We start from the raw sequence: 25,562 nt of genomic DNA, 5'->3' as shown, positions 1-25,562 counted from the left end.
GCAGCGGATTCAGGAACTGAAAGATTCGAGGATCTCCTCCAGGTCAACCAGTTGGCCCGGAGAAATCAACCGAGAGAGCGGCAACTTGGTGCTGCCTCCGCCCAGCGGCACCTGCAACCGCTCCAAACCCTGACGCGCGGCCACCGCGGGCCCTTGATCCAGCAGGCCCGCCAGCTCTTCGGCCAAGGGTCGCGCCAACTTGGCATCACCGAGGTAGAGATGCCAGCCAGCCACTTGCACATACAGCCGGTCCGCCAGGGCTTGGCTCAACTCATCCAGCTGCGCCGATGACAACGACATCAGGAAACTTGCTCTGCTGAAGTTTTAGCGGCGCCGGGCCAACACCCAAACCACATGCCCCGCTAGGGCCACAGCCCACAGGCCAGTCAGCCAGGGGAGCTGGGGGAAAAAGTTCGGCTTCAGCCCATGCCACACCCAAAGGCCGCTGTTGAACGCCGCAAAGGCAGACGTGTGCACAGCCAAGTTGATCAGCTGCTCAAGCTTTTGGTAGTCCGGATCGCTTGGATCCGGCGGCCGCGTGATCACCAGGGGCATGAGCCCGTCTTCGCAGAACCTTCATTCTGTGGCTCAGGCGGCAGGCTTGACGGATGCGCAGTTGAGCTGGGCAGAATGGATGGCTCAAGCGCTTGTAGCTCAGCGGATTAGAGCATCTGACTACGGATCAGAGGGTCGGGAGTTCGAATCTCTCCAGGCGCGCCTTCTTCAGAAACCAAGAACCGCCCCCGGGCGGTTTTTTTTTTGGTTCCATCAACTGGAACCACCGGTTCTTACGATTCAAGGACCGCCCACGTCCCTTTTTCTGCATCGCCAGTGACTGAGCCGACCATGCGAGCCCCCCAAGCACTTCTGCAGGGCGATCCAGAGATTGCCGGACTGATCAATAAAGAGCTGGAACGGCAACAGAGCCACCTGGAGCTGATTGCCAGTGAAAACTTCGCCTCTCCAGCGGTGATGGCCGCCCAGGGCTCGGTGCTCACCAATAAGTACGCCGAAGGCTTGCCCAATCGCCGCTATTACGGCGGCTGTGAGCACGTCGATGCCATCGAGGAGCTGGCGATTGAGCGCGCCAAGCAACTCTTTGGTGCCGCCTGGGCCAACGTGCAGCCCCACAGCGGCGCTCAAGCCAACTTCGCTGTGTTTCTGGCCCTGCTGAAACCGGGCGACACGATCCTGGGCATGGATCTCTCCCACGGCGGCCACCTCACCCACGGCTCACCAGTGAATGTGAGCGGTAAGTGGTTCAAGGCTGTTCACTACGGCGTGGACCCTGAGACCCAACAGCTCAATTTGGAGAGCATTCGCCAGCTGGCCCTTGAGCACAAGCCCAAGCTGATCGTTTGCGGCTACTCCGCCTATCCCCGCAGCATCGATTTCGCTGGCTTCCGGGCGATCGCTGATGAAGTGGGCGCTTACCTACTGGCCGACATGGCCCACATCGCTGGGCTGGTGGCTGCTGGCGTGCACCCCAACCCCGTGCCCCATTGCCACGTGGTGACCACCACCACCCACAAAACCCTGCGCGGTCCCCGTGGCGGCCTGATCCTCTGCAACGACGCCGACTTCGCCAAGCAGTTCGACAAAGCGGTGTTCCCTGGAACCCAGGGCGGACCGCTTGAGCACGTTGTTGCCGCCAAAGCCGTGGCATTCGGCGAGGCGCTCCAACCGAGCTTCACGCAGTACAGCCAGCAGGTGGTGGCCAATGCTCAGGCCCTGGCCAAGCGCCTGCAGGAGCGGGGCATTGCCGTGGTCAGCGGCGGCACAGACAACCATGTGGTGTTGTTGGATCTGCGCGGGATTGGCATGACCGGCAAGGTGGCTGATCTGCTGGTGAGCGAGGTGAACATCACCGCCAACAAAAACACTGTTCCCTTTGATCCGGAGTCGCCGTTTGTGACCAGCGGCCTGCGCCTGGGCACTGCAGCACTCACCACCCGCGGCTTCGATGAAGCGGCCTTCAGCGAGGTGGCTGATGTGATTGCCGACCGGCTGCTGAATCCCGAGGACGCCGCCATCGAACAGCGCTGCCGTGATCGCGTGGCAAGCCTCTGCCAGCGTCACCCGCTTTATGGGCCGGCATCCCCTGTGCTGGCGACCTAGCCCAATTAGACTCGGGGGGAAGGCTTGTTCGCCCCGTGGATTCCAGCCCGCTGATTCCTGCGCTGGCCACCTTGGGTGGGGCCTGTTTTTTGACGGCTGCGATCGTTCCGCAGGTCCGAACAATTGGCTTGAGGCTGGGTCTCACCGATCAACCGGATCCTCGTAAACAGCACCTCACCCCGATGGTGCGCTTGGGGGGCATTGGCATTGTTTTGGGCTTCAGCTTGGCCCTGCTGATCACCTGGCTTGCTGGGGGCTTTGGTGTGTTGCCCGCCAGCCGCGATCAACTGGTGTGGGCCACCTTGATTGGCGCCATTGGCTATTTCCTCATTGGCCTCAGCGACGATTTGCTGCAGCTGCCGCCACTCCCCAGGCTCGCGCTTCAGATCGGCATAGCGATGGGGGTGTGGAGCCAAGGGGTCAAGATCGGCACCATCACCCTGCCGTTTGACAGCAGCCTCTCGCTGACCTTCCCCGATTGGCTCAGCTTGATCGCCACTGTGATTTGGCTGGTCGGTATCACCAATGCCATCAACTGGCTTGATGGCCTCGATGGGCTGGCTGCTGGGGTCAGCGCCATTGCAGCCATGGCCTTGCTGTCGGTCAGCTTCAGCTTGCATCAGCCCGGAGCGGGGCTGCTCGCTGCCGCCTTGGCTGGCTCGTCCATCGGCTTTTTGCGCGACAACTTCAATCCAGCCCGGATCTTCATGGGCGATGGAGGCTCCTATTTCCTGGGCTTTTCGCTGGCGGCCATCAGCGTGATTGGCCCGGCCAAGGAGCTCACCACCGTCAGCTTGTTGTTGCCGCTGCTGATCTTGTCGCTGCCGCTCGCCGACATGTCGGCGGTGATCATGGGCCGCGTTAGCGATGGCCGCTCGCCCTTCTATCCCGATCGCCGCCATCTCCACCACCGCCTGCTGCGTGCTGGCTACAGCCACCGCCGCACGGTGCTGTTGATCTATGCCGTTACCCAGTGGCTGGCGGCCTTGGCCCTGGTGGCGGCCAACGCTGAAATGCGCTTCCTCTGGCTTGGCCTGGCTACAGCTGTTCTGGTGTGGGTGGTGTTGCGCAGCCGCCGCTACCCCAGCCGCGATGCCCAGCGCTTAGCCGATACAGCCGATCAAGAGGAGGGTTCTGAGACCATGCCAGTGCTGCAAAACAGTTCCAACGATCGATCTTGAGCACATCCCGCAGCGGCTGCGAGATCCTCTGCATCGGCACCGAACTGCTGCTTGGCAACATCCTCAACGGCAATGCCCGCTGGCTGGCTGAATCACTGGCATCACTGGGCATTCCCCATTTCCGCCAAGGCGTGGTGGGCGATAACCCCGAGCGCTTGCGCGAGGCCGTGCTCGAAGCAGCCGGCCGCAGCCGGCTGCTGATCTGCACCGGTGGTTTGGGTCCCACCCCCGACGACCTCACCACCGAAACCTTGGCCGCCTGCTTTGGCGTTGCCTTAGAAGAGCGCGCTGATGTGCTCGAAGACCTCGAGGCCAAACTGCGCGCGCGCGGCCGCAGCCTGGGAGTCAGCAACCGCAAGCAAGCCCTGCTACCGCAGGGGGCTGAGGTCTTGCCCAACCCCACCGGCACGGCTCCAGGAATCATCTGGACGCCGCAACCGGACTTCACCGTGTTGACCTTCCCCGGCGTGCCCAGCGAAATGCGGGCCATGTGGCAGCAAACGGCGGTGCCTTGGCTTGAGGCTCAGCATCTGGTGGCAGGCACCTTCCGCAGCCGGCTGCTGCATTTCTGGGGCATTTCGGAATCCAGCCTGGCCGAGTCAGTGGCCCCGCTGCTGGAGCTCAGCAATCCCACCGTGGCCCCCTACGCCGGCCAAGGCGAGGTGAAGCTCAGGATCACGGCCAAAGGAGCAACGGCCAGCGAGGCCGAAGCCGCCATTACCCCGGTGGAGCAGGAGCTGCGGCGCATTGGCGGCGAGCACTGTTTTGGCGCTGATGACGACAGCCTCGCCTCGGTGGTGCTGCAGCAGTTGCGCTCGCGCAACCAAACCCTGGCCGTGGCCGAGAGCTGCACCGGCGGTGGCGTTGGCAGTGCCCTCACAGCGATCAGCGGTAGCTCCGATGTATTTCTCGGCGGCGTGATCGCCTACGCCAACCGCATCAAACAAGACCTGCTGCAGGTGCCCAGCGAGCTGCTTGAGCGGGAAGGCGCCGTGAGCGCTGCTGTGGCGCAAGCCATGGCGAAAGGCGCCCGGCGCCAGCTTGGGAGCGACTGGGGTGTTGCCGTCACAGGCGTGGCTGGCCCAGGCGGCGGCAGCGACAGTAAACCGGTGGGCCTGGTGCACTTTGCGGTGGCTGGCCCCGATGGCAGCAGCCATTTGGAGCGCCGCTATGGCGATCGCCGCGGCCGCGATTGGATCCGCGGGCTGAGCGTGGGGGACGCGTTGAATCTGTTGCGGCTGCAGCTTTAGGCTGCTCTGTTTGGCGAAGGTAAAAGCGCTTGAGCACAGCCACCCTCTACGACAAGGTCTGGGCCCTGCATCAGGTGGCTGAGCTGCCCAGCGGGGCGACGCAGCTGTTCATTGGCCTGCACCTGATCCATGAGGTCACCAGTCCGCAAGCCTTTGCTGCCTTAAAGGATCTGGGGCTGAACGTGCGCCACCCCGAACGCACGGTGGCCACGGTGGACCACATCGTGCCCACCACGAGCCAAGCGCGGCCCTTCGCCGATGGACTGGCCGAAGAAATGCTCAGCACGCTGGAGCGCAACTGCCAGGAGAACGGCATCCATCTCAATGGCCTGGGCAGTGGCCGCCAAGGAATCGTGCATGTGATGGCCCCGGAGCTGGGCTTGACCCAGCCGGGCATGACCGTGGCCTGCGGTGATTCCCACACCTCCACCCACGGCGCCTTTGGTGCCATTGCCTTTGGCATTGGCACCAGCCAAGTGCGCGATGTCTTGGCCAGCCAAAGCTTGACGATGAACAAGCTCAAGGTGCGGCGCCTTTGGGTGGATGGAGCGCTGCAACCCGGCGTCTTCGCCAAGGACCTGGTGCTGCACATCATCCGCACCCTGGGCGTCAAAGGTGGCGTGGGCTACGCCTACGAATTTGCCGGCCCAGCCATCGAGGCCCTCTCGATGGAGGAGCGGATGACCCTCTGCAACATGGCGATCGAAGGCGGCGCCCGTTGCGGCTACGTCAATCCCGATCAAACCACCTTTGACTACCTCCATGGCCGCCCCCACGCGCCCAGCGGTGAGGCATGGGATCGCGCTGTGAGCTGGTGGCAGAGCCTGGCCAGCGGAGCTGATGCGTCCTTCGACGATGAGGTGAAGCTTGATGCCGCCGCCATCGCCCCCACCATCACCTGGGGGATCACTCCAGGCCAGGGCATTGGTGTGGATGAGGCGGTGCCCACCTTGGAGCAGACCCCCGAGGAAGACCGGCCCCTGGCCCAAGAGGCCTATCGGTACATGGATTTGCAGCCAGGCCAAGCGATTGTCGGGCTGCCTGTGGATGTCTGTTTCATTGGCAGCTGCACCAATGGCCGCCTCAGCGATCTGCGCGCAGCAGCCGCTGTTGCCGCTGGCCGCCAGGTGGCCTCAGGCATCAAAGCCTTTGTGGTGCCGGGATCAGAGCAAGTGGCCGCCGCCGCCGAAGCTGAAGGCCTCGATGCCGTGTTCCGCCAAGCGGGCTTCGAATGGCGCGAGCCGGGCTGCTCAATGTGCCTGGCGATGAACCCCGACCGCCTGGAAGGCCGCCAAATCAGCGCCAGCTCCAGCAACCGCAACTTCAAAGGCCGGCAAGGCTCAGCCAGCGGCCGCACACTGCTGATGAGCCCGGCGATGGTGGCTGCCGCGGCCATCACCGGCCATGTCACCGACGTTCGGTCCCTGCCGCCTGCTTAAAGCCATGACATCAACTCCTTTTCCCAGCGGTGCCATCACCAGCGTGAGCGGACGCACCGTGGTGCTGCGCGGCAACGACATCGACACCGACCGAATCATCCCGGCGCGCTTTCTCAAATGCGTGACCTTCGATGGCCTCGGCGCGCAGGTGTTCGCCGACGACCGCAGTGAGCAAAACGGCGAGCACCCCTTTGATCGGCCCGAACACCAAGGGGCCACTGTCTTGATCGTGAACCGCAACTTTGGCTGCGGCTCTAGCCGTGAACACGCTCCCCAAGCGCTGCTGCGCTGGGGGATCCGGGCGGTGGTGGGCGAAAGCTTCGCCGAAATCTTTTATGGCAACTGCCTGGCCTTAGGCATTCCCTGCCTGCAGGCCAGCAGCGAGGAGATCGACGCGCTGCAATCCGCTGCTGAGGCCGCTCCGCAAAGCAGCGCCCGCATCATCCTGGAGCCGGTGGCAATCGAGATCGACTGCCACAGCTGGAATCTGACCATGGCGGCCGATGCCAAAAATCGCCTGCTGAACGGCCAGTGGGATGCCACCAGCCAGCTGCTGCAACAGGAGCAAGCGCTTCAAGACACGGCAGCACGCTTGCCCTACATGCAGGGGTTCACGGCCAGCCGCTGATTTTTTGTCTACAAAAGAGATAGCGATGAGACAAATGAGATGGACTCTGCGTCTGCCCCCCGCCATCGCTCCCGCTGGAGCTTGTTGAGCCTGCTGGTGCTGGCGGCTCCTCTCGCCATCCTCAATCCCAGCCTGGCGGACCCGCTCAAGCAACTGGAAACAGGTTTTTGCTCGGGCTGCGCTCTTAGTGGCGCTGATCTGCGCGGCCGTGACCTCCGCGGCTTCTACCTCATCGGCGCGGATCTACGCGGCGCCGACCTAATCGGCGCCGACCTCAGCGGCGCCAACCTCGAAGGCGCCGATCTCAGCGGTGCCAATTTGGAAGGGGCGCAGCTGCAGGGCAGCCGCCTCAGTAATGCCGACCTACGCGGCGCCAATCTGCGCTTCGCCGACCTCACCGATGCCATCGCCATCCAAGCGATCACCGAAGGCGCTCAAATCGAAGGACTGGAGTTCAGCGGCGCTGAGCTCTACCGCAGCAACCTGATCGTCGGCGGAGAGAGCCAGCCGAGCGACAACCGTTAATCAACGGGTGCCTTCCCGCCAGGAATTCGCCCTGGAAGCGGGGAATAGTCATACGGAACAAAGGGAATTCCCGTTCCTTTGAAGCCAAAGTCGTTCAACCGAACACGCAAACCACCCATACCCGTGTACGGGCTGAAGTAGGCCTCAACTTGATAAGCGCGGCGCAACCAACGCAAGGCAAACAACGCATTGGTGACTTCACCGTAGTAACCAGAATCGCCAGCCACGTTATATCCGATGGAGCTCTGCAGAACCAAAGGTCCAACCAATTGCTGGGTCCAATTCACACCCAAGGTGCCCACATCAACAAACTCATCAAATGAGAACGGACTATCACCCGTTTTGGCCGTTGCGCTTCCGTAAAGAGACAGGCGGGTGAAATCCAAGAAGGGACGGTTGAAATGGCCCAGCGTCAAACTTGGGCCACCCGAGATGCCAAGCAGGTTCTGGTTATCCCCATCGGAATAACTGGCCAGACTTGCATAAGGAACAACGTCAAACCTCAGGCCGGGAACAACAGGAACAGGTGAATATCGATAGGCACCTTCAGGACTAAGCTCAAGGGTTTCACCCTCCCAAATCTGCCAAGACAGGCGAACAGTTCCATACGCAGTCCCCCTGAATTGCTCGGTGAAGTTGGTTGTCTTAAAAGAATTGCTCTGGTAGTTACCGGCCTCAACACGCCAGAAATACACAGCCTGGAGTCCTGCTAAATCAGGTAGTCTCGCGGTCTTCTCAATGGACCCGCCAAAGGCAGAATAAATATCTTGCAGGCCTAGGGAGCCATTCCAAACGCGGTAGCGATACGCGCTAAACCCTCGAGCCTGAACATCGCCCAAGAAGGGCATTTTTAAGGGCTGCGAGTAAATGCCAGAGGCCCTTAATGCATTAGGCAAGTGGCTTGGATTAAAACTTGAGAAACTCGACCGCAGCCTGTAATTGCCACCACCCAAATAACCATCAATGCGAGCATCCAAGCCAAAGAGATCAGCCGAGTCAATTGGCTGATTGATATCTCGAGAGCCCGGCCTAGAACCAGGCTCAGGATAACTATCTGTTTCTCCTTCGAAAGCCCTCTGGATCATGAATTGGGGCTTTAAAGAAAGAATGGCTCGATCCCAAACTTTTCGCTTTGCCAAGGAATATTGAACATAAAAGCCATCACGATCCCTCTCGTCGACCAATACCGCCCAGCGGTTGCCAACGCTGTCTTGATCCTCAGAAGGGCTGAATCGGACTTGATTCGAAATAGGGATTGATAACTTATTTTCCAAGAGCAGGCGATTACGCCGAGCTTTGATCAAGGTGGAACCATCAGGCTCTTGGGTTGCCGTCACAGCCTCAGCATCAATCCAGGCCTGGGCTGGCGTGAATGGATCACTTGTGAAACTCAACCGATCTGCCGACCACCCCTCTGGAGTGATGAGCAACTGGGGGGCCTGGAAGCGCCAGTGGGTGATTTTGCCTGAAACAAGATTGGCTTTTTGACCTAACTCCCTAATTTGGTTCTGGGGAGTGGCGACACTAAACTGCCGCTCTCGTGCACTCAGCCGGTCGAGTTCAGAAGAACCCAAGCTTGTTGAGATCTCAAGCCCCAAACGCGGCTGGACGTCGGTGACGCGCTGATCCAAATCAGCAATCGCTGAGCGGCGCTGATCCAATTGCTCTTGCGGGGTAAGGGTTGGCTCGTTCTGTTCAATCTGCTGTGTTGGTTCATCAGCAGCCTCCTGAGCAGAAGGACCATCAAAAACCACAGCTTCTAACTGTTGCTCCAAGGGCAACGAAGGCTGACGCCGATCACGATTGGGATCCTCACAGCCCAATGGCGGAGGCATGCCTTCTTGTTCGCGCGGCTTCGGTGACTCTCCAAAGTTGTAGCGAACTCCGAGCAAATAACCGTTACTGCCTTCTTCGGCTCCGTCATAGGTGCCATAGGCGCCTGAGCGATGGTGAATCCTGCCAACCACAGACCATTGCGGATTGATCTGCACTGCAATCTCCGCAGCTAAATAGTTGAGAAATACGCTTGAGTATTGCCAGGACGCCGCTTCGTAATTACTGAGCTCACTATTAAGACTGACACCTTCAACAACCCCAAAACTCAGCCAGGGCTGGATCCACCAACGCAGGCCAATACCAATGGTTCCTTCCCAAAAACTTTGAGCCTTCGTCTCTGCATTGTCCTTTTCATTATCAGGAATGCCGCCTACGTAGCGAAGGTTCCTGTTGGTCGCCGAGTTGTGATAAAGCGCATTGCCATCTAGCTCAATCGAAAAAGGGTCGGCATCCAGCAAACGCCGATTAAAGCCAAGGCCAAAGACACCCTCAGGACGCGGCGTCCCACTAAAGATGAAGGTTTCACCAAAGGTGGCATCGGTCATCTGACCGCCCCAAGCAGTCACCGCCCAAGGGCCTGGAAGCCGCGAGCGCAAAGCTGGCAGATCGGGAGGGCAGGCCAAGGGCTCAGGTAGCCCCAAAGGCTGCACCGAGCTCGGCGCCACCAATGGATCGTCGACTATTTCATCCGGATCAGGAACAGCAATGTCTTCTTGCAGTTCACGTCTGCGCCTTTCACGCTGCGCGCGAGTCAAGGTGCTTTCGTCTTCAATATCAATCAGCCGTCTTTCAACAGACGTCGCCTCAGCAACTGGAGCATCCGGATCAAGATCCAAGGTGCTGGTTCTGAGATCCAGAACGCCATACACATCCTGGAGTTCACCTTCACCTTGAAGAAGGTTGTATCTCAGCAAACTGGCTTGAAGGTATTGATTACCCCGCTGGAACTGAACGGCCCCGCGGGCCCAGATCACACGGTTGAGGGCGTCATATTCGAGGCGATCGGCTTTTAACCGCCCGCCCGCCAGAAGCAAGGTGACATCGCCAACAGCCACAAATCGCTGCAGGCCACTATCAAACCGTTGTTGGTTGGCCTCGAGCTCCAGCTCGATAGGAACACCAAACGATTGAGCCGGCGCAGGATCCGGACTGAAAAGCTCTTGCTCAGGGTTCTGCTCCTGTTCAAGCAGACGCTCTTCGGTTTCCTGCTCCGGTGCGAAGGGGTCTTCCTCGAGCTCCTGCTGGAACAGAAAAGGCTCCTGCTCATCGACACCCGACTCGATCGGTGGTTCGCCTGGACCGAGCGGGAAGTTCTGAGCCTGGCTCGCCAATGGCTGGAGAACCCCAGCCGGGCCGGCGAGCAAGGAGGCAACGACAGCCAGGACTGGGGCAGTGGATTGTGGCCTCAAACCTGGCGGAGATCAGGAGCGCGGATATTGCCACGCCCAACCGGTCAAATCACTCCTCGAGGTCCTTTCTGCTAGGCGTCCTGCTGGGGTCGCTGGCCAGGAAGCCAAACATGAAAATCCCGATAAAGAAGAAGACGACCGAGTAAACGGAAATCTTGAGAGCGAGCATGGTCGAGCCGAGGGTCGGGGGTTGGCGCCGCACCCGTAGCGGCGCGACCATCCTATGGGGCACCTGGACGTCGCGGGATGAATGCGGGCCTAGATCGACAGCTTCTTGGGTGGATTGAAACGTTTTCCGCTCGCCAGCAGCACGATCTGCTGCCGCAACTGCAGCGCCCCGATGGCTCGCCAGCCCTGCACCACCCCTGGGGTCAACGCAACCGCCCGGACTGGGATGCCCGCGGATTGGTGATCTGGCCGCGGGGCGGCCAACGCCTGCATCTGAGCCATTCGCTGCACTGGCCGCAGGCTTGGGGCCAGTGCCAAAGCGGCGAAACCATCCGCCTGGCCCTGCGCTGGTGGGCCGAAGCCGCTGAGTGCCGCATCAACGGAAAAACCGTTCACCGAGGCGATCTCTTTGACACCGCCTGCCGCTGGCCACTTCCTGAGTGGTTCGGTCCTGGAGAGGTGCTGGAGGTGGAGCTGCTGCTGCAGAGCCCGCGCCATGACGATGGCGCTTTGTTATTGGCGCAGCTGGAACGGGAACCCAGCGAGCCCAGCGACCCATACGGCCTCCTGCTAGCCAGCCAGCTGAGGTTGCTGCAGCAGCACCTGCCCGCAGCAGACGAGGAATTGGCAGCCCTGCTGCAAGGCGATCCCAACAACAGCGGCGCGGTCGCCAACCTGCGCCACTGGCTAAGGCAGCGCCAGCGGCCGGCTGGGCTCACGCTGCTGAGCCATGCCCATCTCGATCTGGCCTGGCTATGGCCCGTGGCTGACACCTGGCAAGCCGCCGAACGCACCTTCCGCTCGGTGTTGGGCTTGATGCAGCGGCACCCGGAGCTGCAGTTCGGACATTCCACCCCTGCGCTGTATGCCTGGCTGCAGCAGCACCGCCCAGCGCTGTTTGCCGAGATCAGCCAAGCGATGCAGCAGGGTCGCTGGGAGCCACTCAATGGACCTTGGGTGGAGAGCGATTGCACCTTGGTGGCCAGTGCATCGCTGCTGCGGCAATTCCAGGAGGGGCAGGCCTACAGCCAGCAGCAGCTGCCGGGCTGGGAGCACGCCCTGGCCTGGCTGCCGGACAGCTTTGGTTTCAGCAGCGGAGTGCCGGCGATCTGCCGCGCCAGCGGCGTGCATTGGTTCTGCACCCACAAGCTGTTTTGGAACAGCACCAACCCCTTCCCCCACCGCCTCTTTCGCTGGCGGCACTGCAGTGGAGAGGAGGTCTTAGCGCTGATGAGCGCCCCGATTGGCACTGGGGGGGACCCATTGGCTATGGCGGCCTACAGCCAGCAATGGCAGCAATCCACAGGCATCCCCCAGGGCCTATGGCTTCCCGGTGTGGGTGATCACGGCGGCGGACCCAGCCAAGAAATGCTGGAGCAGCTTCAGCTATGGCAAGAGCAGCCCCTCAGCGCACCCACTGAATTTGGAACCGTGCGCAGCTATCTGAACCAACTTGAAGCGCACCAGGGGCAGCTGCCGCTATGGCGCGACGAGCTGTATTTGGAGCTGCATCGCGGGTGCGCCACCAGCCGCCCAGACCAAAAGCGCCACAACCGCACCCTGGAGCGGTTGCTGCTGGAGGCCGATCTAGCGCAAGCCCTCAGCGGCCAGCAGCCCAGCGGCCAAGAGCAATGGCGCACGCTGCTGTTTCAGCAGTTTCACGACATCCTTCCTGGCACCTCAGTGCCCGAGGTGTTTGAACAGGCCAAGCCGCAATGGCGCCACGCGCGGCGCCTCAGCCGCCAGCGGCGCGATCAGGCGCTATCGGCCTTGCTCCCCCTGGAATCCAAACAGCAGCCGCAGTGGTGGGTGGCCAACCTGCTGCCAACGATTCCAGGATCGACTGTGGTGCGCCTGCCCAGCCCGCCGGCCGGGCAGAGCTGGTGTGACCACACCGGCGCTGTACCAATCCAACCGGCCCGCAGCGGTGGCTGCTGGCTGCAAATCCACAGCTCTGCAGGTGTTGGAGCCCAGCGCCTGGTGCTGGCCTCAGCCGCCGAAATATCAGCCAAGGCCGAAGGTGCGGTGAGCCTTGATCGCGATGACAACGGCGCGCTTTGGCTCTCGAATAGTCACCTGCAAGCCAAGCTCAGCCCTAAGGGCGTGGAGCAACTGCAGCAACGCCGCGGCCAGGGGTGGGGAGAGCCCCTGCTGGCCAAACCGATGGCCCTACGGCGCTACGACGATCGCGGTGAGTTCTGGGATGCCTGGGACATCGCCAGTGACTACAGCAGCCATGCCTTGCCAATGCGCTGGGAGCCCGAGGAGGAGTTGCTGGAGTCGGGGCCCCTGTGCACGCAGCTGCGCTGGCGCGGCCACTGCGGCCAAAGCCCACTGCAACTCTCGATGCGCCTCCAAGCGGATCGTCCCTGGCTTGAGCTGATCATCACGGCGCAATGGCGCCAGCTGCATGAGCTGCTGCGCTGTGAATGGGCGCTGAACCATCCAGGGGCCTTTTGGTGTGCGGACACACCCGGTGGCGTTCAAGAGCGCAGCAGCAGCCCCCGAACCCCAAGGGAGCAGGCCCGCTGGGAAGCCACCGCCATCAGCTGGCTGTGGGGCGGCAGCAACCAAGCGGGATTAGCGGTGCTGCTCGATGGCCCGCAAGGGGTCAGCGGCAACAGCCAAGGCCTGGGAGTGTCGTTATTAAGGGGTCCCACCTGGCCCGATCCCAGCGCCGATCAGGGCTGGCACCGCTTGCGCTTGGCTCTGATGCCAACCAGAGGCAGCTGGCATCGAGCTGCCGTTGCCGCACAAGCGCGCCGCTTCCGCCAACCGCTTTGGCGCCATCCAGCGGCCGCGGGGCCAGCGGAGGCGAGGTCATGGCTGGCCTGGCCAGACCCGCATCAGCAGTGGCTGGGTTTTGAGCCCGCCACCGATGACGGGTTGCAGTGGCAAACCCAAAACCTCAGCCCCTGCCGCAGCCTGTGGCCAGCAGCCTCAGGCCCTTGGCAAATCAAACGCTGGCCCTGGTGGATGGCTCAGTCGTCGTGATCATCAAACGGATCATCCAGCTGGCGCGATGGCGGCCCAAAGGCGGTGTAAATGCCAAAACCGGTTAAACCCAGCAGAGCTGTTAGCACCGCAATCGACACAGAAAGGGCTGGCGAGGTGCTTTCCATCAAGACTCCCAACAGGGGCCGCCGTCACAGCGGTCAGGGCCATTAGAGTAACGGCCCAAATCTTCGCAGGAGAGATTGCACCCCATGGCCCAACGCACCCGCCTGGGAGACCTGCTGCGTCCTCTGAACTCTGAGTACGGCAAAGTCGTGCCTGGCTGGGGAACCACCCCTGTGATGGGCATCTTCATGGCCCTGTTCCTGGTCTTCCTGCTCGTGATCCTGCAGCTCTACAACCGTTCGCTGCTGCTGGACGGCATCACCGTGAACTGGAACGGCCTCGGCTAAAGCCAATGAACATTTTTGGGGTTGGTCTTCCAGAGATGGCGGTGATTGCCGTCATCGGCTTACTGGTGTTCGGCCCCAAAAAATTGCCTGAATTGGGACGCAGCCTTGGTAAAACCTTGAAGGGTTTTCAGGCCGCTTCCTCGGAATTTGAGCAGGAGTTCCGCAAGGCCGTTGATTCGGTCGAACTCCCCGCAGGTCAAACTGACTCCACTTCCAGCCAGGAGGCCACCACGCCTGCCGATGACGCCACTGATGCTGCTGGTCGGCCTGGGTAATCCTGGATCCAAATACGACGGCACGCGCCACAACGTGGGTTTCATGGCGCTCGACAGGCTCGCCGCGGCGGCGGGCGGAAGCTTTCGTGCCAACGCCAAATTGCATGGCGATCTTGCAGATATCGGCCAAGGCGAGCGCCGCTTACGGCTACTCAAACCACAGACCTATATGAACGACAGCGGCCGGGCGATCCGGGCCAGCCTGGATTGGTTTGGTTGGACGCCTGAGCAACTGCTGGTGATCGTTGATGACATGGACCTTCCCCTCGGCCGGCTGCGGCTGAGGCTCAGCGGTGGAGCCGGAGGGCACAACGGCCTGCGCAGCACCATCGCCCACCTGGGCGGTGAGGCCTTTGCCCGTCTGAGGATTGGCATCGGCGCTCCCGGCACCAGCAGCGAAGAGCGCAAGCAACGCACGGTGGGGCACGTCCTGGGCAACTTCCACACGGCGGAACGTCCCTTACTCGATGAGGTGCTGCAGGAGGTGGAGCACGGCATCGGCCTGATCCAACGCCAAGGCTTTGAGCGCGCGGGCAACCGGATCAACAGCTTTCGGCCCGACGCCGCCTGACCATGGCCCGCCTGCCCAGCACCACAGCCCACTTGCGGGTTCTGCAGCAGAGCTTCAGCGAGCAGATGGTGGAAGGGGAAGTGGCCGCTGGTGGTTTTCGCTGGCACTTCGACCGCGGCGAACTGGTGGTGGAGCCATCCCTGGGGCGAGCGCTGATTCAAGACGCCCTGCTGCGGTTTTTGGTCAAAAGCGACTACACGCTGGAAGCCGGCGGTGATTACTGCTTCACGGTGCGGGCAGCCTTTTAAAGCGTGCCCCCAGGTGGGCCTCGAGCAACACCAAGGCCGCCAAATCATCCACCGGTCTGGGCGGCAACCGCAGCCCGCGAGGCAGCAGCCGCTGCCAACCCCTGGCAGGCAACAACTGCCAATAGCGCTCACGCGCCGCCAAGGTGCTGCCCGCCTCCGGCTGCAACACCACCGGCACAGCCGGCTCCAGCTCAGCCAAGGCCTGCTGCCATGGGCCGCTGGCGGTGCCATCGCCGAGCACCACAGCTTGCAAGGGGGCTTGGTGTTGCCAGTGCTGCAACCAATCCCAGGCCTCCCTGGGGGAGCAGATCAGTAGATCAACCAGCTCTGCTCCAGTGGCATCGGTGCGCACCAGCCCGCATTTCTGGCGCCCTGGATCCAGCGCTGCCCAGCCGCCACTCATGAAGGGGCCAAACCCTTGGCGCGCACGGTTACAGCAATGGGATCGAGGCTGTCGGTATCGCGCGCAGCCACCACCTCCAGGCGCACCGGCTGGTTGCCTTGACGCTCTACCAATTGGGCGGCCAGAGCGTTGAGGGCGTCTTGATCCACCTGCAGCCGTGGGTTCAGGGCGCCACGGCGCTGGCTTTCGTTGCGGGCCGCGGCCAAAAGCAGATTGAGCCGTGCAAACACCTGTTTTTGAGCCCGTTGCTCAGGGTCCAAGCTGAGGCTGGCCAGCACTTGGCCCGCTTCCAGCACCTGCCGGCTGCGGCGCACATCGGCAAAGGCGAGCACCTGCTTCTCACCACGCAGCACATTGCCCGCCGAGTGAATGCTGATCACCCAGGGGCCGCCGCTGCGCAAGGCCTTCTCCACCTTGATCACCTCACTGCGGGGGATCAACAGCAATTGCTGCTCAGGCTTTTGCCCAGGGAGAACCCGCTGATACGCCTGCACATTGGCCTGACGCAACACATCTTCGGTGGCCTGGCGCGCCAACTCAGGATTAGGGATCGCCACCTTGGCCATGGTGAGCGGCTGGCCGGTGCTGAGCACCACATCACCGCTGCGCAAATCCAAAACATTGCGCTCCAGCTGGCGCAATTCCTGTTGGCTGCGGCGGGTGCGTTGCTGCAACTGGCGCAGCTCCTCATCGCGGGCCGCCACGTCTTGGCCCAGCCGGTCGCGCTCAGCCTCTAACTCTTGGCGCTGCTTTTTTAAAGGCGCCAGCTGCTGCTCGGCCGCAGCCCGCTCCGATCGCGCCTGGGCTAGTTCGGCTTGATTTTGATCGAGCTGCTTAAGGCTCAGCTGCAGCGACTTGCGGGAAGAACGCAAACGCGTTTCCAGCTCATCGAGCTGAAAAAGGCCCACCCGCAGGCGTTCACTGACGGCCACCATCAACCCCAGGGTGAGGGCACTAATCAAGCTGCCGGTGAGCACCGTGATCACCACAGCCGTGCGGCGTGGCCTCATCTGAAACAAGCTCAGCCGCGCTTTGCCGATGCGGCTGCCAAGGCGGTCGCCAAGCGTCGACAGCACTCCCCCGAGTACCAGAACGGCCAGGATCAGCAGCCAGCCGCTCACAGCGCCAGAAGAACAGTGGGGTCAGTATCGCTGAGGCCTTAGGCGAGCGTTTCCAGCAACGGTCAGCTGAACCGTTTGGCCAAGGCAATGGGGTCGAACACGGTGATGCGCTTGCGCTCAATCTCCAGCAAACCAGCAGAGCGCAAATCCCCCAGCAAACGGGTGATCGTGACCCGCGTGGAGCCAATCGCTTCAGCGATCGCCTGGTGCGAGAGCTTCAAGTCGATGGTGATGCCCTGACTAGAGGGCACCCCAAAGTCGCGGCAGAGCACCAGTAGAAAACTCACCAAGCGCGATGACATGTCGCGGTGGGTAAGCGTTTCGATCATGGTTTCGGTCTGCAGGATTCGCGAGGACAGGCCCTGCAAGAGCAACAAACCAACCCGTGCGTCCTGCTCAATGGCCCGGCGCACGGAGCTGGCCGGAGCGCTGAGCATCTCAACGCGCGTGAAGGCAACCGAGTGATAGAAGCGATCGGACTTCTGGCCGGTTAACAGGGACAGCACACCAAAAATGCTGTTCTCCCGCAACAAGGCCACGGTGATCTCTTCACCGGATTCATAAACGCGGGAAAGGCGCACAGCCCCGCGGCGCAGCAGATACATGCGCTCGGCGGGATCACCTGGGAAAAAGATTGTCTTACCGCGCTCAACCGACTCAGCAGCACTGCCAGCAAGCGAGCGCATCACCTCTTGCAAGGTGGGCTGGGGATTGGGCGCTGGCGAAACGCTGACCATGAAGCGCGTACCGGTTCATGGAAGGTAAAGAGCCGGCTTGACAGTGCTTGTAGCAATAAACACCGTCCGGGCTGGACGGGATCACCAGTAGTACAGACATTCACACTACTGGTGGTGCCAGTCACTTGATTCGCCGTTTTTCGCCGCTACATTCAGGAGCAACCCCGCTTTGGACGGCCCATGCTCAGCCGCGTTGCTGAACGACACCACAGGCCGTCCACAGCACCATTGCGGCTGCTGGTTCGCGAGCCGGAAGGGCTGCTGCAGGTGCACACCGCCAGCTTTCGCGGCAGTTTTGCCAGCGTGTTCAGCGAAGCTCTGCGCTCAGCGGGCTTGGGCAGCCGCGTGCTGATTTGCCAATTCCTGCGCGGCGGCGTTGATCAAGGTCCCCACCAACCCGTGCAGATGTGCGGACGCTTGAGCTGGCTGCGCCCAGCGGTGAACAGCTGCCTGCAGGCCGACCACAGCGACGAAGACAAGCAAGCTGTACGAGAGCTGTGGCAAGAAACCCAGCGCCAAATCCTCGAAGAAGCTCCCGATCTTGTGGTTCTTGATGAGCTGGGGCTGGCGTTGGATTACGGCTTATTGGATGCCAATGCTGTGATCAGCACTCTGGAGACCCGCCCGGGACGAATGGATGTGATCCTGACCGGACCTGCCGTGCCCGAGCCTGTGATGGCGATGGCCGATCAAGTCACCGAATTGCGCCGCGACCGATGCTGAAAAACGATCGCTGGATCAACGAACAGGCTGAGCATGGGCTGCTGGAACCATTCCAGCCCACCTTGGTGCGCCATCTCGATCCTGAAAACCGCAGCGGCGCGGTGCTCAGTTTTGGTTGCTCGTCCTATGGCTACGACCTGCGCCTATCGCCCCAGGAATTTCTGATCTTCCGCCACGTGCCCGGCACGGTGATGAACCCCAAGCGGTTTAATCCCGCCAATCTTGAGCCCGCTCCCATGCAGAGCGATGAGGACGGCAGTTACTTCATCCTCCCGGCCCATTCCTATGGGCTTGGTGTTGCCCTCGAAAAGATGAAGGTGCCCGAGAACATCACCGTGATCTGCCTGGGCAAGAGCACCTATGCCCGCCTCGGCATCATCGTGAACACCACCCCGGCTGAAGCCGGTTGGGAAGGCCACCTCACCTTGGAGTTCAGCAACAGCTCCGGTGCTGACTGCCGCATCTATGCCAACGAAGGCATCTGCCAGCTGCTGTTCTTTGAAGGTGATCCCTGCGACACCACCTACAAAGACCGCTCCGGCAAATACCAGCACCAACCCGAGCGCGTCACCTTGGCGCGGATCTGATCCTTAGGGCGCCAATCGCGCCTTGTGAAGGCGACTCTTCTCATACCAAGCGGCAATCTCAGGGGCCCACTGCACCATGTGGGGCCACATCAGATCGCACATCTGGCGAATCTCTTCTTGGGCGTCGAGCTTGGCGCGTAGATCCATGAAATGCAGGAACGCCCGAAGGGTGAAGCTCACCACAAAGTGCTGGCGGTAGTCGAACGGCAAGATGCCGCGGGCGTGCTCTTCGGCAAAACCCGCTTCCAGCATTTCGGCATACCGCTGGGCTGAGCGGCGGCAATGCTCGAGGTCTTTGGCCCGTTCCGCCTCGGTGTATTGATACTTCTTGCCCTGGCGATCGCTATAGCTGCCAACAGGGCGCAGATAGAACACGTCTTCCAAATCCAGCTCACCTTTGGCCGCACGGCAAATCCGATCGCCGGTGTAACGCATCGATTGCACATCAAAGCTGACGCCAACCCGGTGGGTGCGGGCCTGTTGCATCACCGAATGGGGGAACCAACCCACGTTCAAAACGATCTGCGCATGCTCCAGCGGTCCGTAATGGCCGCGCTCGCCAGAGAGCAGGCGCTTGACGCAAACCTCACCAGCCCTCGCCTCATCAGGCCACTGAGCTTGATCGGCCACCACATAGCCCTCGGAATAGTCCTGGTGCATCGCCGCGTAAATGCAGCGCTGAGGATTCGGAGTGGCAGCGATTAAATCAACCCGAAAGCGGTCCATGCCATGGCACGTGCTGGCAGGGACCCTAAGCGCGATCGGTCGCTTGCACCTGATCTAGGGCGCGCAGCAATCGCCGGTTCCGGGGCCGGTCCAGCAGGGCCAGACGCCACCAACGCTCATCGAGGCCAGTAAAGCTGCGGCAATCGCGCACCAAGATGCGGTGCTGCTGCTCGAGTTGCTGGCGCCAGTTCTCCAATGGGTGGCCGCGCTGCACCAAGAGGAAATTGCAACTGCTGGGGCTCACCTGCCAACCACGCCGCACCAATTGATCGGCCAACCACGGCCGTTCTGTCGCGACCCAGGCCTGCACCTTTTTGGTCCAAGCGGCATCGGCCATCAACCGTTCACCGGCGGCAGCGGCCAAGCCATTGACGGGCCAAGGATCGCGCCACTGGCTCCAGCGCTGCAGACGTTGGGGCTCAGCAATGGCATAGCCCAGGCGCAGCCCAGCGATTCCAAACAACTTGGTGAGGCTGCGAATCACCACCAGGCGGGGGTGCTGGCTAGCCAGTTGCACTAAGGAGTGCTGCTCGCCACCAGGAACCAGAGGCAAAAAAGCCTCGTCAACAACCAACAGCGGCACGCGCTCCAACAACGCCAACAACGACTCCTGGCTCCAGAGCTGACCGGTTGGGTTATGGGGATTGGTGAGCCATAGGGGGCCCTGCAAATCCGCCAACTGCGATTGAAACGCCGCGGGTAGCGCTTGTGGACCTGCCTGTTGATGGGGGAGCTGCAGGTGCTCGTGCCGCCAGCGGCCTTGCCAACAACGCAAGGCGCGCTCGTAATCGGCAAATCCCGGGGCTGGCAGATGATTGAGCCCCAAGGCAGCAGCATCTCTGGCTGCCCAGGTGAACAACTCAGCGGCCCCATTGCCGGGCAGCACCGCAGCGGCCGGCAGCTGATGCCTCAGAGCAATGGCCTGGCGCAAGACGCTGTAGCTGCGATCGGGATACACCTGCAAGGCCAGGGCCTGGCGCAGGCCGCGCCGAACGGCCGCCGGTGGGGCAAAGGGCACCAACGAGGCACTGAAATCCAACAACTGCTCTGGGGCGCAGCCCAGGCGCAACGCTGCTTGCTGCAGGTTGCCGCCATGGCGGGGCGGGACTTGTGCCATCGCCCCATGGTGACCCAGCCCTCGGACCGATAAAACGGAGCAGCAACACAACCTCCATGCTGCGGCCCCTGGCCACACTGTTGCTGCTGGCAACCCCCGTCGCCGCAGCCGAGCTGCAGGATCTGCAGCAGCTCCTCGAAGACAAGAGCTGCCAAGGCTGCGCGCTCAACGATGCCGATTTGGTGCACGCCGAGCTCAATGGTGCGCATTTGCAACAGGCCCAACTGCAGGGAGCCAACTTGAGCCGGGCCAAGCTGCGCGGGGCCGATCTGCGGGATGCCGATTTGCGCCAGGCGGTGTTGCTTGGGGCCGACCTGAGCCGGGCTGATCTACGCGGCGCCCAACTGAGCGGCAGCGACCTACGCCAGAGCGATCTCACTGGCGCCAAGCTGGATCCTGGTGCCCTGAGCAGCAGCCACTGGCAAGGCGCACAAGGGGTTCCAGCGGGGGCCAATAGCTATGCCGATCTCCACAACAGTGGCGTGGAAGCTGCCCTGAAAGGTCGTCATCCAGAAGCGGAACAGCGCTTTAGTGCCGCCATCGCTCGCCGGCCCGAAGCGGCCATCAGCTGGCTGGCCCGCGGCATCGCCCGCGGCGAACAAGGCCGTGAACTAGAGGCAGCCGCTGATCTGCAGCAAGCCGGCCGTCTCTACCGCCAAGGCGGCATCGACGATCTCGCTGATCAGTTGGACAAGGCGTCCAAGCAGCTGCGCGACAACCCCAAAAAGCCCAATGGCAACGGCTGGGGCAGCGCCATCTTGGGCGGTGCGGCGGGACTGTTTAAGCAGCTGGCTCCTTACGCCCTGAAGTTGATGGGGCCGGGTCTTCTTTAGGGGCGCGGCTGTAAACGCTCAAATTGAACTTGAGCACGGTGGGCTCGGCCGAATCCTCACCGTCTCCAGCGGGGGCGGGGTGCGAGAGATTGAGATCCCTGAGCACCGCCAGGGGCGACAGGCTCTCGATGCGGCGCAAAAACATCAACAGTTGCGGGAATGCCCCGGAGGCCATCACCAGCTGCTCGCGTTTGACCAACGCGCCATCAACCAGCAACGGATCACTCGGGGGCGCATCGTTGCCTTTGGCTTTGCTGCGCTTGGAGCTGGGAGCTGGCGGCGGCACCTGAGGCTGATAGCTCTCCAGGGTGACGCCAGCAGCAGCGGCTTCCACCGCCAGTTGGGCCAGCAGGGTATCGAGCTGATCGGTGCCCGCAACAATCTGCAGCAGCTTGCGCTGATCAGCCTCAGCTTGTTGCAGACCCTGGCGCGTGCGGCCAAGCCGGGCGCGGTTGGCTACTAGTGCTTCCCCTTGGCTCTGCAGCAGCTGGCGTTGCTGCTCAAGAGCGCTGTTGCGCTGCCAAGCCGGCAACAACCAAGCCAGCGCCAGTCCTGCGGCCAGCAAGCCTCCAGCCAAGGCCGGCAAGGCCAACACCAGGCGCTCGGGTGTGATGGCAAAGCGGCTCGGCGGTTGAGCCTGAAAGTTCGTCATGGCAGCACCCCCAACTGTTCAATCACCGCCAGCCGGTAGGCCATGCCTTGGGCCTGCAGGGCCTGCAACTGGGGCCCATCGAGCAACGGAATCCTGCTGCCGAACTGCGCTCCCAAGCGAAAGCGAATGCTGCTAGAGGGCTCCGCTTGGCCGGCATCCCTGCGCTTGGCCTCTTGCACCTGAATGCTGGATGGCACAAACAGCGGCGACTGCTGCAGGCCCAACTGCAACCCATTGATGCGCACAAAGCCATTGGGATCGGTGGCTTCGCCCTCGAGCTTGAGCAGGCGGTCTTCAGAAACAGCACTGGTGAGCTGCAGCCCGGCTGGAACCTCTTGGGCCAAAGCCGTGAGCCAAGCCGAACTGGAGGGAACCGAGACCAAGGCTTCGGCTAATTGCGTGTTGACGGCTTTCAGGCGCCGCGCCTGGCGCCCCACCCCATCGGCTTGTTGACGCAAGGCTTCACTGGCCGACGCCGCCGGCTGCAACTGGCTGACCTGCTGCTGCAGCTGGGACTGGCGCCAGCCCAGCCACCCACCGGCCAGGGCCACCACACCAACGCAGGCCAAGCCGACCACGCCACCGCGAATCAGCAGTGGCCGAACCGCAATCCTTCGATCAGGCGGGACCCCCAGCTGGGCGCGCCTCTGCTCGAGCAAATCAATAGTCATCGAAGCAGCCCCCCTAGGGCCAAGCCGATCAAACGATCAACCACTGCCGGCGCAGGGCTCACCCAGGCGCCGGCGTCACTCACCGCGGCCTGGCTCAGGCCATCGATCCACTGCAGCCGGCAGCCCAACTGCTGGCTCCAACTCTCCAGTGGAGGAGTCAGCTCAGGATCTGCCAACACCCATAGGGTTGGCGGCTGACCATCCAATTCCGCAATCAAAGCTTGCAGTTCATCCAGCCCGGAGGCTGACGCCAAGCTGAGCTGTCGCAGCGGCACAGCTCCCCGCCACAGCATGAGCTGCCAAGACTCTCCGCGCACATCGAGGCTGCCGGTCCACTGCTGTGGATCCTGCTGCTCGAGAGCCGCTGGCAACAGGCGCTCAACAGCCAGGACTGATGGCTCAAGGCCATGGAGATCAAGACCAGCAATCGCACAGGTATCGATCCAACGATCGAGCTGATCGTTGGGCATGCAGGCCAACAGCCAGTGATCGCCGCGCTGCTGCCAACTGACTGCCGCCTCAGCCAGCGGGAAGGGCAAGGCCAAGGCGGCCTCTTGCCCCATCAGCCACGGCATGATCTCGGCATCGGGTTGCCGGCCAGCCGGCAGCTTCAGCGAGCGCAACACCACAGCTTCTGGCGGCAATAAGCCGCGAGCACCCGGTGCCTGCAGACCCCCTTGAAGCAGCACATCACCAATCAGATCTCCCAAGGCCTCGCTGAGCAGAGGCACGCCAGCCTCCACCACCCCACTGGGCAGCGGCGCTTGCTGCCAGCTCTGCAGCTGCAACTGACCACCGTTGGTCTGATAAGCCAGCAGCGTGAGCGCATCCGCCTCCATGGCAACGGCAACACGGCCTGTGCACAGCGGCCTGAGCAGTTGCTCACGCAGGGGGGCCAGCTGCTCGGTGACTCCCGAGAACACGCCACATCACTGGCAACTGGGCAGAAACTAGATCGCCCTTAGCTCTCCTGCCAGGGCAAACCACTACCCACCGCTGCAGCGATGTTGGGCAAGCCGTGATGCTCCAGCTGTTGCAGCAGGCCATCAAGGATGCAGGGCACCAGCTCCGGGCCGCGATAAATCCAACCGGTGTAGAGCTGCACCAGCGAGGCCCCTGCGGCGATGCGCTCCCAGGCCGCCTGGGGGCTATCGATGCCGCCCACACCAATCAAAGGCAACTGCGGGCCAGCGCTGACGCGCAAACGCCTGAGCACCTCGAGGGCGCGAGCGCGCAAGGGCGCGCCACTGAGGCCACCGGCCTCCTCCGCCAAGGTGCGGCCGGTTTGCAGCAAGCGCCGCTGGCCCAACCCCAAACGATCCAGGCTGGTGTTGGTGGCAATCACCCCAGCGAGGCCCTCGGCATAGGCCAGCCGGGCCAAGGCATCAATCGCTTCATCGGCTAGGTCCGGGGCAATTTTGACCAGCAGCGGCGGGCAACCGCTCTGACCGCGCAAGCGTTCCACCAGCTGGCGCAGCAGGGTTTCATCCTGCAGCTCCCGCAATCCCGGCGTGTTGGGTGAGGACACATTGATCACCACATAGTCCGCCAGCGGAGCCAAGGCCTCCAGGGAGCTGGCGTAGTCATCCGCTGCCTGCTCAAGCGGTGTGACTTTGGATTTGCCCAAATTCAACCCCAGCACCAACGGGCGCTGGCCCACCGGCGGCAAGCCCTGGGCCTGCAGGATCCGCTGCACCGCTGCCACCCCTTTGTTGTTGAAGCCCATGCGGTTGAGGGCTGCTTGCTCCTTAGCCAAGCGAAACAGCCGCGGCTTGGGGTTCCCCGGCTGCGCCTGGGCCGTGATCGTGCCGAGTTCGGCAAAACCAAAGCCAAAGGCCTGCCAGATGCCAGCCGCCACGGCGTTTTTATCGAACCCAGCCGCCAAGCCCACCGGATTGGCAAAGCGGCAGCCAAACACCGTCTGGGCCAAACGAGAGTCGTGACGCTGCAGCGCTTTGGCGGTGGCCTCAAGCGTCGCGCGCACCGGCGGCAGAGCGCGCCAGCGGCTGGCCTGACCGAGGGCGCTCAGCGTGAACTGGCTCATCCACTCGGCATCAGCGCCGTCATCGGCGGAGAGCAAAGGCCCCAGCCAGCGCTGCCAAGGATCGGAATTCATGGCATCACCTCCGGCTTGGAGCGCTGCAACTGCCAACGGCCATCGCCCAGCGGTTGCACCTGAAAATCGCGCCACTGCCAGGGGCCATCACGGCTTTCCAGCTGACGCAAGGGTTGCTCCACCAACTGCGCCAGTTCCACCAAGGTGAGGCCATAGCCGCCGCTGGCGAGGCGATCGGCCACCTCCAGCCGCGTCAGCACATCCCGCAGCGAAGCGGGCGCCGGATCGGCAGGTTGCTCGGGCGCAGCTGTGCTCTCAGCTGGCTGCTGGCCGTGGGAATGGGCCACGGCAATGGCATCGCAGCGCTCGTTATCGGGGTCACCGCTATGGCCTTTGACATGGGCCAAGGCCACATCAGGCAGGCGGGCGGCATCGAGCGCCTCCCAGAGATCACGGTTGAGCACCGCCCCGCCAGAAGCGGTGCGCCAGCCCTTGCGCTTCCAGCCGTTGATCCAACGGGTGTAGCCATCGATCAAATACTTGCTGTCGGTGCGGATGGCCAAGCCTTGGGCCCGCGGCAACCGCTGCAGGCGCTCGAGTAAGGCCAAACAAGCGCTGAGCTCCATGCGGTTGTTGGTGGTCTGCGCCTCTGAGCCACCCAGCTCCTCAACGCGGCCATCACTGAAGCGCAGCAGAGCTCCCCAACCTCCAGGCCCGGGGTTGCCCCGGCAAGCGCCATCACAGGCAGCGGCCACCACCACCGGAGCGTCGTCAACAGCAGCGGAAGCGTTGGCAGGCATCACTGGAACCTAATCAACGGGGCAGACCACTCGGAAAACCGTCTCGCCAGGGGGTGGCATGTTTTCCTCTGAGGAAATAGT

29 protein-coding genes and 1 tRNA gene are annotated in these 25,562 nt (G+C 62.3%); 15 read left to right on the top strand and 15 right to left on the bottom strand.

Annotated elements, in window-relative coordinates; genetic code table 11:
- Nucleotides 1-9: 9 nt before the first annotated feature.
- Nucleotides 10-300 carry a DUF3181 family protein gene (locus SIB46_RS09535; RefSeq protein WP_413295933.1) on the bottom strand — a complete coding sequence of 97 codons (291 nt, stop codon included), beginning with the start codon at nucleotides 298-300 and terminating at the stop codon, nucleotides 10-12.
- Nucleotides 301-324: 24 nt separating this feature from the next.
- Complete coding sequence (locus SIB46_RS09530) at nucleotides 325-555, bottom strand: hypothetical protein (protein ID WP_413295932.1); 231 nt, start codon at nucleotides 553-555, stop codon at nucleotides 325-327.
- An 88-nt stretch (nucleotides 556-643) separates the two neighbouring features.
- Here SIB46_RS09530 and SIB46_RS09525 point away from each other — a divergent pair.
- The 7 genes from SIB46_RS09525 to SIB46_RS09495 all read left to right on the top strand — a co-directional run bounded on the left by SIB46_RS09525 (nucleotide 644) and on the right by SIB46_RS09495 (nucleotide 7,141).
- Nucleotides 644-717 (top strand) — tRNA-Arg (locus SIB46_RS09525).
- Nucleotides 718-846: 129 nt separating this feature from the next.
- Nucleotides 847-2,118 carry a serine hydroxymethyltransferase gene (gene glyA, locus SIB46_RS09520; RefSeq protein ID WP_413295931.1) on the top strand — a complete coding sequence of 424 codons (1,272 nt, stop codon included), beginning with the start codon at nucleotides 847-849 and terminating at the stop codon, nucleotides 2,116-2,118.
- A gap of 35 nt (nucleotides 2,119-2,153) precedes the next feature.
- Nucleotides 2,154-3,299, top strand: coding sequence for a glycosyltransferase family 4 protein (locus SIB46_RS09515; protein WP_413295930.1), 1,146 nt, complete (start codon nucleotides 2,154-2,156; stop codon nucleotides 3,297-3,299).
- Nucleotides 3,296-4,549, top strand: a complete 1,254-nt coding sequence (locus SIB46_RS09510) for a competence/damage-inducible protein A (protein WP_413295929.1) — start codon at nucleotides 3,296-3,298, stop codon at nucleotides 4,547-4,549. Before SIB46_RS09515 ends, SIB46_RS09510 begins: the two co-directional genes overlap by 4 nt.
- 29 nt (nucleotides 4,550-4,578) lie before the next feature.
- Entirely contained in the window at nucleotides 4,579-5,988 is a 1,410-nt protein-coding gene (gene leuC, locus SIB46_RS09505) for a 3-isopropylmalate dehydratase large subunit (protein WP_413295928.1), read from the top strand.
- A 4-nt stretch (nucleotides 5,989-5,992) separates the two neighbouring features.
- Nucleotides 5,993-6,616 carry a 3-isopropylmalate dehydratase small subunit gene (locus SIB46_RS09500; protein WP_413295927.1) on the top strand — a complete coding sequence of 208 codons (624 nt, stop codon included), beginning with the start codon at nucleotides 5,993-5,995 and terminating at the stop codon, nucleotides 6,614-6,616.
- Between the two features lie 39 nt (nucleotides 6,617-6,655).
- Nucleotides 6,656-7,141 (top strand): pentapeptide repeat-containing protein, encoded by a 486-nt coding sequence (locus SIB46_RS09495; protein WP_413295926.1) that lies wholly within the window; start codon nucleotides 6,656-6,658, stop codon nucleotides 7,139-7,141.
- Here SIB46_RS09495 and SIB46_RS09490 read toward each other — a convergent pair.
- Both SIB46_RS09490 and SIB46_RS09485 read right to left on the bottom strand, forming a co-directional pair.
- Nucleotides 7,138-10,341, bottom strand: a complete 3,204-nt coding sequence (locus SIB46_RS09490; protein WP_413295925.1) for a DUF3769 domain-containing protein — start codon at nucleotides 10,339-10,341, stop codon at nucleotides 7,138-7,140. The two genes, SIB46_RS09495 and SIB46_RS09490, sit on opposite strands and share 4 nt — an antisense overlap.
- A 94-nt stretch (nucleotides 10,342-10,435) precedes the next feature.
- On the bottom strand, nucleotides 10,436-10,555 hold the full coding sequence (locus tag SIB46_RS09485; RefSeq protein WP_011936747.1) for a photosystem II reaction center protein I: 120 nt from the start codon (nucleotides 10,553-10,555) through the stop codon (nucleotides 10,436-10,438).
- Between the two features lie 77 nt (nucleotides 10,556-10,632).
- On the opposite strand from SIB46_RS09485, the gene SIB46_RS09480 reads away from it, so the two are divergent.
- Nucleotides 10,633-13,548: an alpha-mannosidase gene (locus SIB46_RS09480; RefSeq protein ID WP_413295924.1), complete on the top strand. Its 2,916-nt coding sequence runs from the start codon at nucleotides 10,633-10,635 to the stop codon at nucleotides 13,546-13,548.
- Here SIB46_RS09480 and psbN read toward each other — a convergent pair.
- Nucleotides 13,536-13,676, bottom strand: coding sequence for a photosystem II reaction center protein PsbN (gene psbN, locus SIB46_RS09475; protein ID WP_011936749.1), 141 nt, complete (start codon nucleotides 13,674-13,676; stop codon nucleotides 13,536-13,538). The genes SIB46_RS09480 and psbN overlap by 13 nt on opposite strands.
- 84 nt (nucleotides 13,677-13,760) lie before the next feature.
- Here psbN and psbH point away from each other — a divergent pair, with 84 nt between their 5' ends.
- From psbH to SIB46_RS09455, 4 genes are read left to right on the top strand one after another with little or no spacing between them, the layout of a single operon-like run.
- Nucleotides 13,761-13,961, top strand: a complete 201-nt coding sequence (psbH, locus tag SIB46_RS09470) for a photosystem II reaction center phosphoprotein PsbH (RefSeq protein WP_011936750.1) — start codon at nucleotides 13,761-13,763, stop codon at nucleotides 13,959-13,961.
- Between the two features lie 5 nt (nucleotides 13,962-13,966).
- Entirely contained in the window at nucleotides 13,967-14,236 is a 270-nt protein-coding gene (locus tag SIB46_RS09465; protein ID WP_413295923.1) for a TatA/E family twin arginine-targeting protein translocase, read from the top strand.
- Nucleotides 14,202-14,807, top strand: a complete 606-nt coding sequence (gene pth, locus SIB46_RS09460) for an aminoacyl-tRNA hydrolase (RefSeq protein ID WP_413295922.1) — start codon at nucleotides 14,202-14,204, stop codon at nucleotides 14,805-14,807. The genes SIB46_RS09465 and pth overlap by 35 nt, the downstream gene beginning before the upstream one ends.
- A 2-nt stretch (nucleotides 14,808-14,809) precedes the next feature.
- A complete protein-coding gene (locus SIB46_RS09455) occupies nucleotides 14,810-15,055 on the top strand; it encodes a DUF3146 family protein (protein ID WP_413295921.1) in 246 nt (81 codons plus the stop codon).
- On the opposite strand, the gene SIB46_RS09450 is transcribed toward SIB46_RS09455, so the two are convergent.
- The 3 genes from SIB46_RS09450 to ntcA all read right to left on the bottom strand — a co-directional run bounded on the left by SIB46_RS09450 (nucleotide 15,033) and on the right by ntcA (nucleotide 17,316).
- A complete protein-coding gene (locus SIB46_RS09450) occupies nucleotides 15,033-15,458 on the bottom strand; it encodes a resolvase (protein WP_413295920.1) in 426 nt (141 codons plus the stop codon). The genes SIB46_RS09455 and SIB46_RS09450 overlap by 23 nt on opposite strands.
- On the bottom strand, nucleotides 15,455-16,579 hold the full coding sequence (locus tag SIB46_RS09445) for a DUF3084 domain-containing protein (RefSeq protein WP_413295919.1): 1,125 nt from the start codon (nucleotides 16,577-16,579) through the stop codon (nucleotides 15,455-15,457). The genes SIB46_RS09450 and SIB46_RS09445 overlap by 4 nt, the downstream gene beginning before the upstream one ends.
- Nucleotides 16,580-16,641: 62 nt before the next feature.
- Nucleotides 16,642-17,316 (bottom strand): global nitrogen regulator NtcA, encoded by a 675-nt coding sequence (gene ntcA, locus SIB46_RS09440; protein ID WP_011936756.1) that lies wholly within the window; start codon nucleotides 17,314-17,316, stop codon nucleotides 16,642-16,644.
- Between the two features lie 180 nt (nucleotides 17,317-17,496).
- On the opposite strand from ntcA, the gene SIB46_RS09435 reads away from it, so the two are divergent.
- Both SIB46_RS09435 and dcd read left to right on the top strand, forming a co-directional pair.
- A complete protein-coding gene (locus SIB46_RS09435; RefSeq protein WP_413295918.1) occupies nucleotides 17,497-18,039 on the top strand; it encodes a cob(I)yrinic acid a,c-diamide adenosyltransferase in 543 nt (180 codons plus the stop codon).
- Entirely contained in the window at nucleotides 18,033-18,626 is a 594-nt protein-coding gene (gene dcd / locus SIB46_RS09430; protein ID WP_011936758.1) for a dCTP deaminase, read from the top strand. Before SIB46_RS09435 ends, dcd begins: the two co-directional genes overlap by 7 nt.
- Nucleotides 18,627-18,629: 3 nt before the next feature.
- Here dcd and thyX read toward each other — a convergent pair whose 3' ends face one another.
- Together thyX and cobD are read right to left on the bottom strand one after the other, a co-directional pair.
- Nucleotides 18,630-19,352, bottom strand: a complete 723-nt coding sequence (gene thyX, locus SIB46_RS09425; RefSeq protein ID WP_413295917.1) for an FAD-dependent thymidylate synthase — start codon at nucleotides 19,350-19,352, stop codon at nucleotides 18,630-18,632.
- Between the two features lie 25 nt (nucleotides 19,353-19,377).
- Nucleotides 19,378-20,469: a threonine-phosphate decarboxylase CobD gene (cobD, locus tag SIB46_RS09420; protein ID WP_413295916.1), complete on the bottom strand. Its 1,092-nt coding sequence runs from the start codon at nucleotides 20,467-20,469 to the stop codon at nucleotides 19,378-19,380.
- 56 nt (nucleotides 20,470-20,525) lie between these two features.
- On the opposite strand from cobD, the gene SIB46_RS09415 reads away from it, so the two are divergent.
- Nucleotides 20,526-21,302: a pentapeptide repeat-containing protein gene (locus SIB46_RS09415; RefSeq protein WP_413295915.1), complete on the top strand. Its 777-nt coding sequence runs from the start codon at nucleotides 20,526-20,528 to the stop codon at nucleotides 21,300-21,302.
- Here the strand turns inward: SIB46_RS09415 and SIB46_RS09410 are convergent.
- Genes SIB46_RS09410 through SIB46_RS09390 form a run of 5 tightly spaced genes read right to left on the bottom strand, consistent with a single transcriptional unit; the run spans nucleotide 21,250 to nucleotide 25,481 of the window.
- Nucleotides 21,250-21,954, bottom strand: coding sequence for a hypothetical protein (locus SIB46_RS09410; RefSeq protein WP_413295914.1), 705 nt, complete (start codon nucleotides 21,952-21,954; stop codon nucleotides 21,250-21,252). The two genes, SIB46_RS09415 and SIB46_RS09410, sit on opposite strands and share 53 nt — an antisense overlap.
- Nucleotides 21,951-22,625, bottom strand: a complete 675-nt coding sequence (locus tag SIB46_RS09405) for a PilN domain-containing protein (protein ID WP_413295913.1) — start codon at nucleotides 22,623-22,625, stop codon at nucleotides 21,951-21,953. The genes SIB46_RS09410 and SIB46_RS09405 overlap by 4 nt, the downstream gene beginning before the upstream one ends.
- Complete coding sequence (pilM, locus tag SIB46_RS09400) at nucleotides 22,622-23,548, bottom strand: type IV pilus biogenesis protein PilM (RefSeq protein WP_413295912.1); 927 nt, start codon at nucleotides 23,546-23,548, stop codon at nucleotides 22,622-22,624. The genes SIB46_RS09405 and pilM overlap by 4 nt, the downstream gene beginning before the upstream one ends.
- Before the next feature lie 38 nt (nucleotides 23,549-23,586).
- Nucleotides 23,587-24,741, bottom strand: coding sequence for a quinone-dependent dihydroorotate dehydrogenase (locus SIB46_RS09395; protein ID WP_413295911.1), 1,155 nt, complete (start codon nucleotides 24,739-24,741; stop codon nucleotides 23,587-23,589).
- Complete coding sequence (locus SIB46_RS09390) at nucleotides 24,738-25,481, bottom strand: ribonuclease H family protein (RefSeq protein WP_413295910.1); 744 nt, start codon at nucleotides 25,479-25,481, stop codon at nucleotides 24,738-24,740. Before SIB46_RS09390 ends, SIB46_RS09395 begins: the two co-directional genes overlap by 4 nt.
- Nucleotides 25,482-25,562 lie beyond the last annotated feature (81 nt).

It is taken from the genome of Synechococcus sp. MIT S9452, from assembly GCF_047304245.1.
Taxonomy (GTDB): domain Bacteria; phylum Cyanobacteriota; class Cyanobacteriia; order PCC-6307; family Cyanobiaceae; genus RCC307.
The sequence above is the reverse complement of the archived record's forward strand: the minus strand, read 5'-3'. Positions and strand labels throughout refer to the sequence as shown.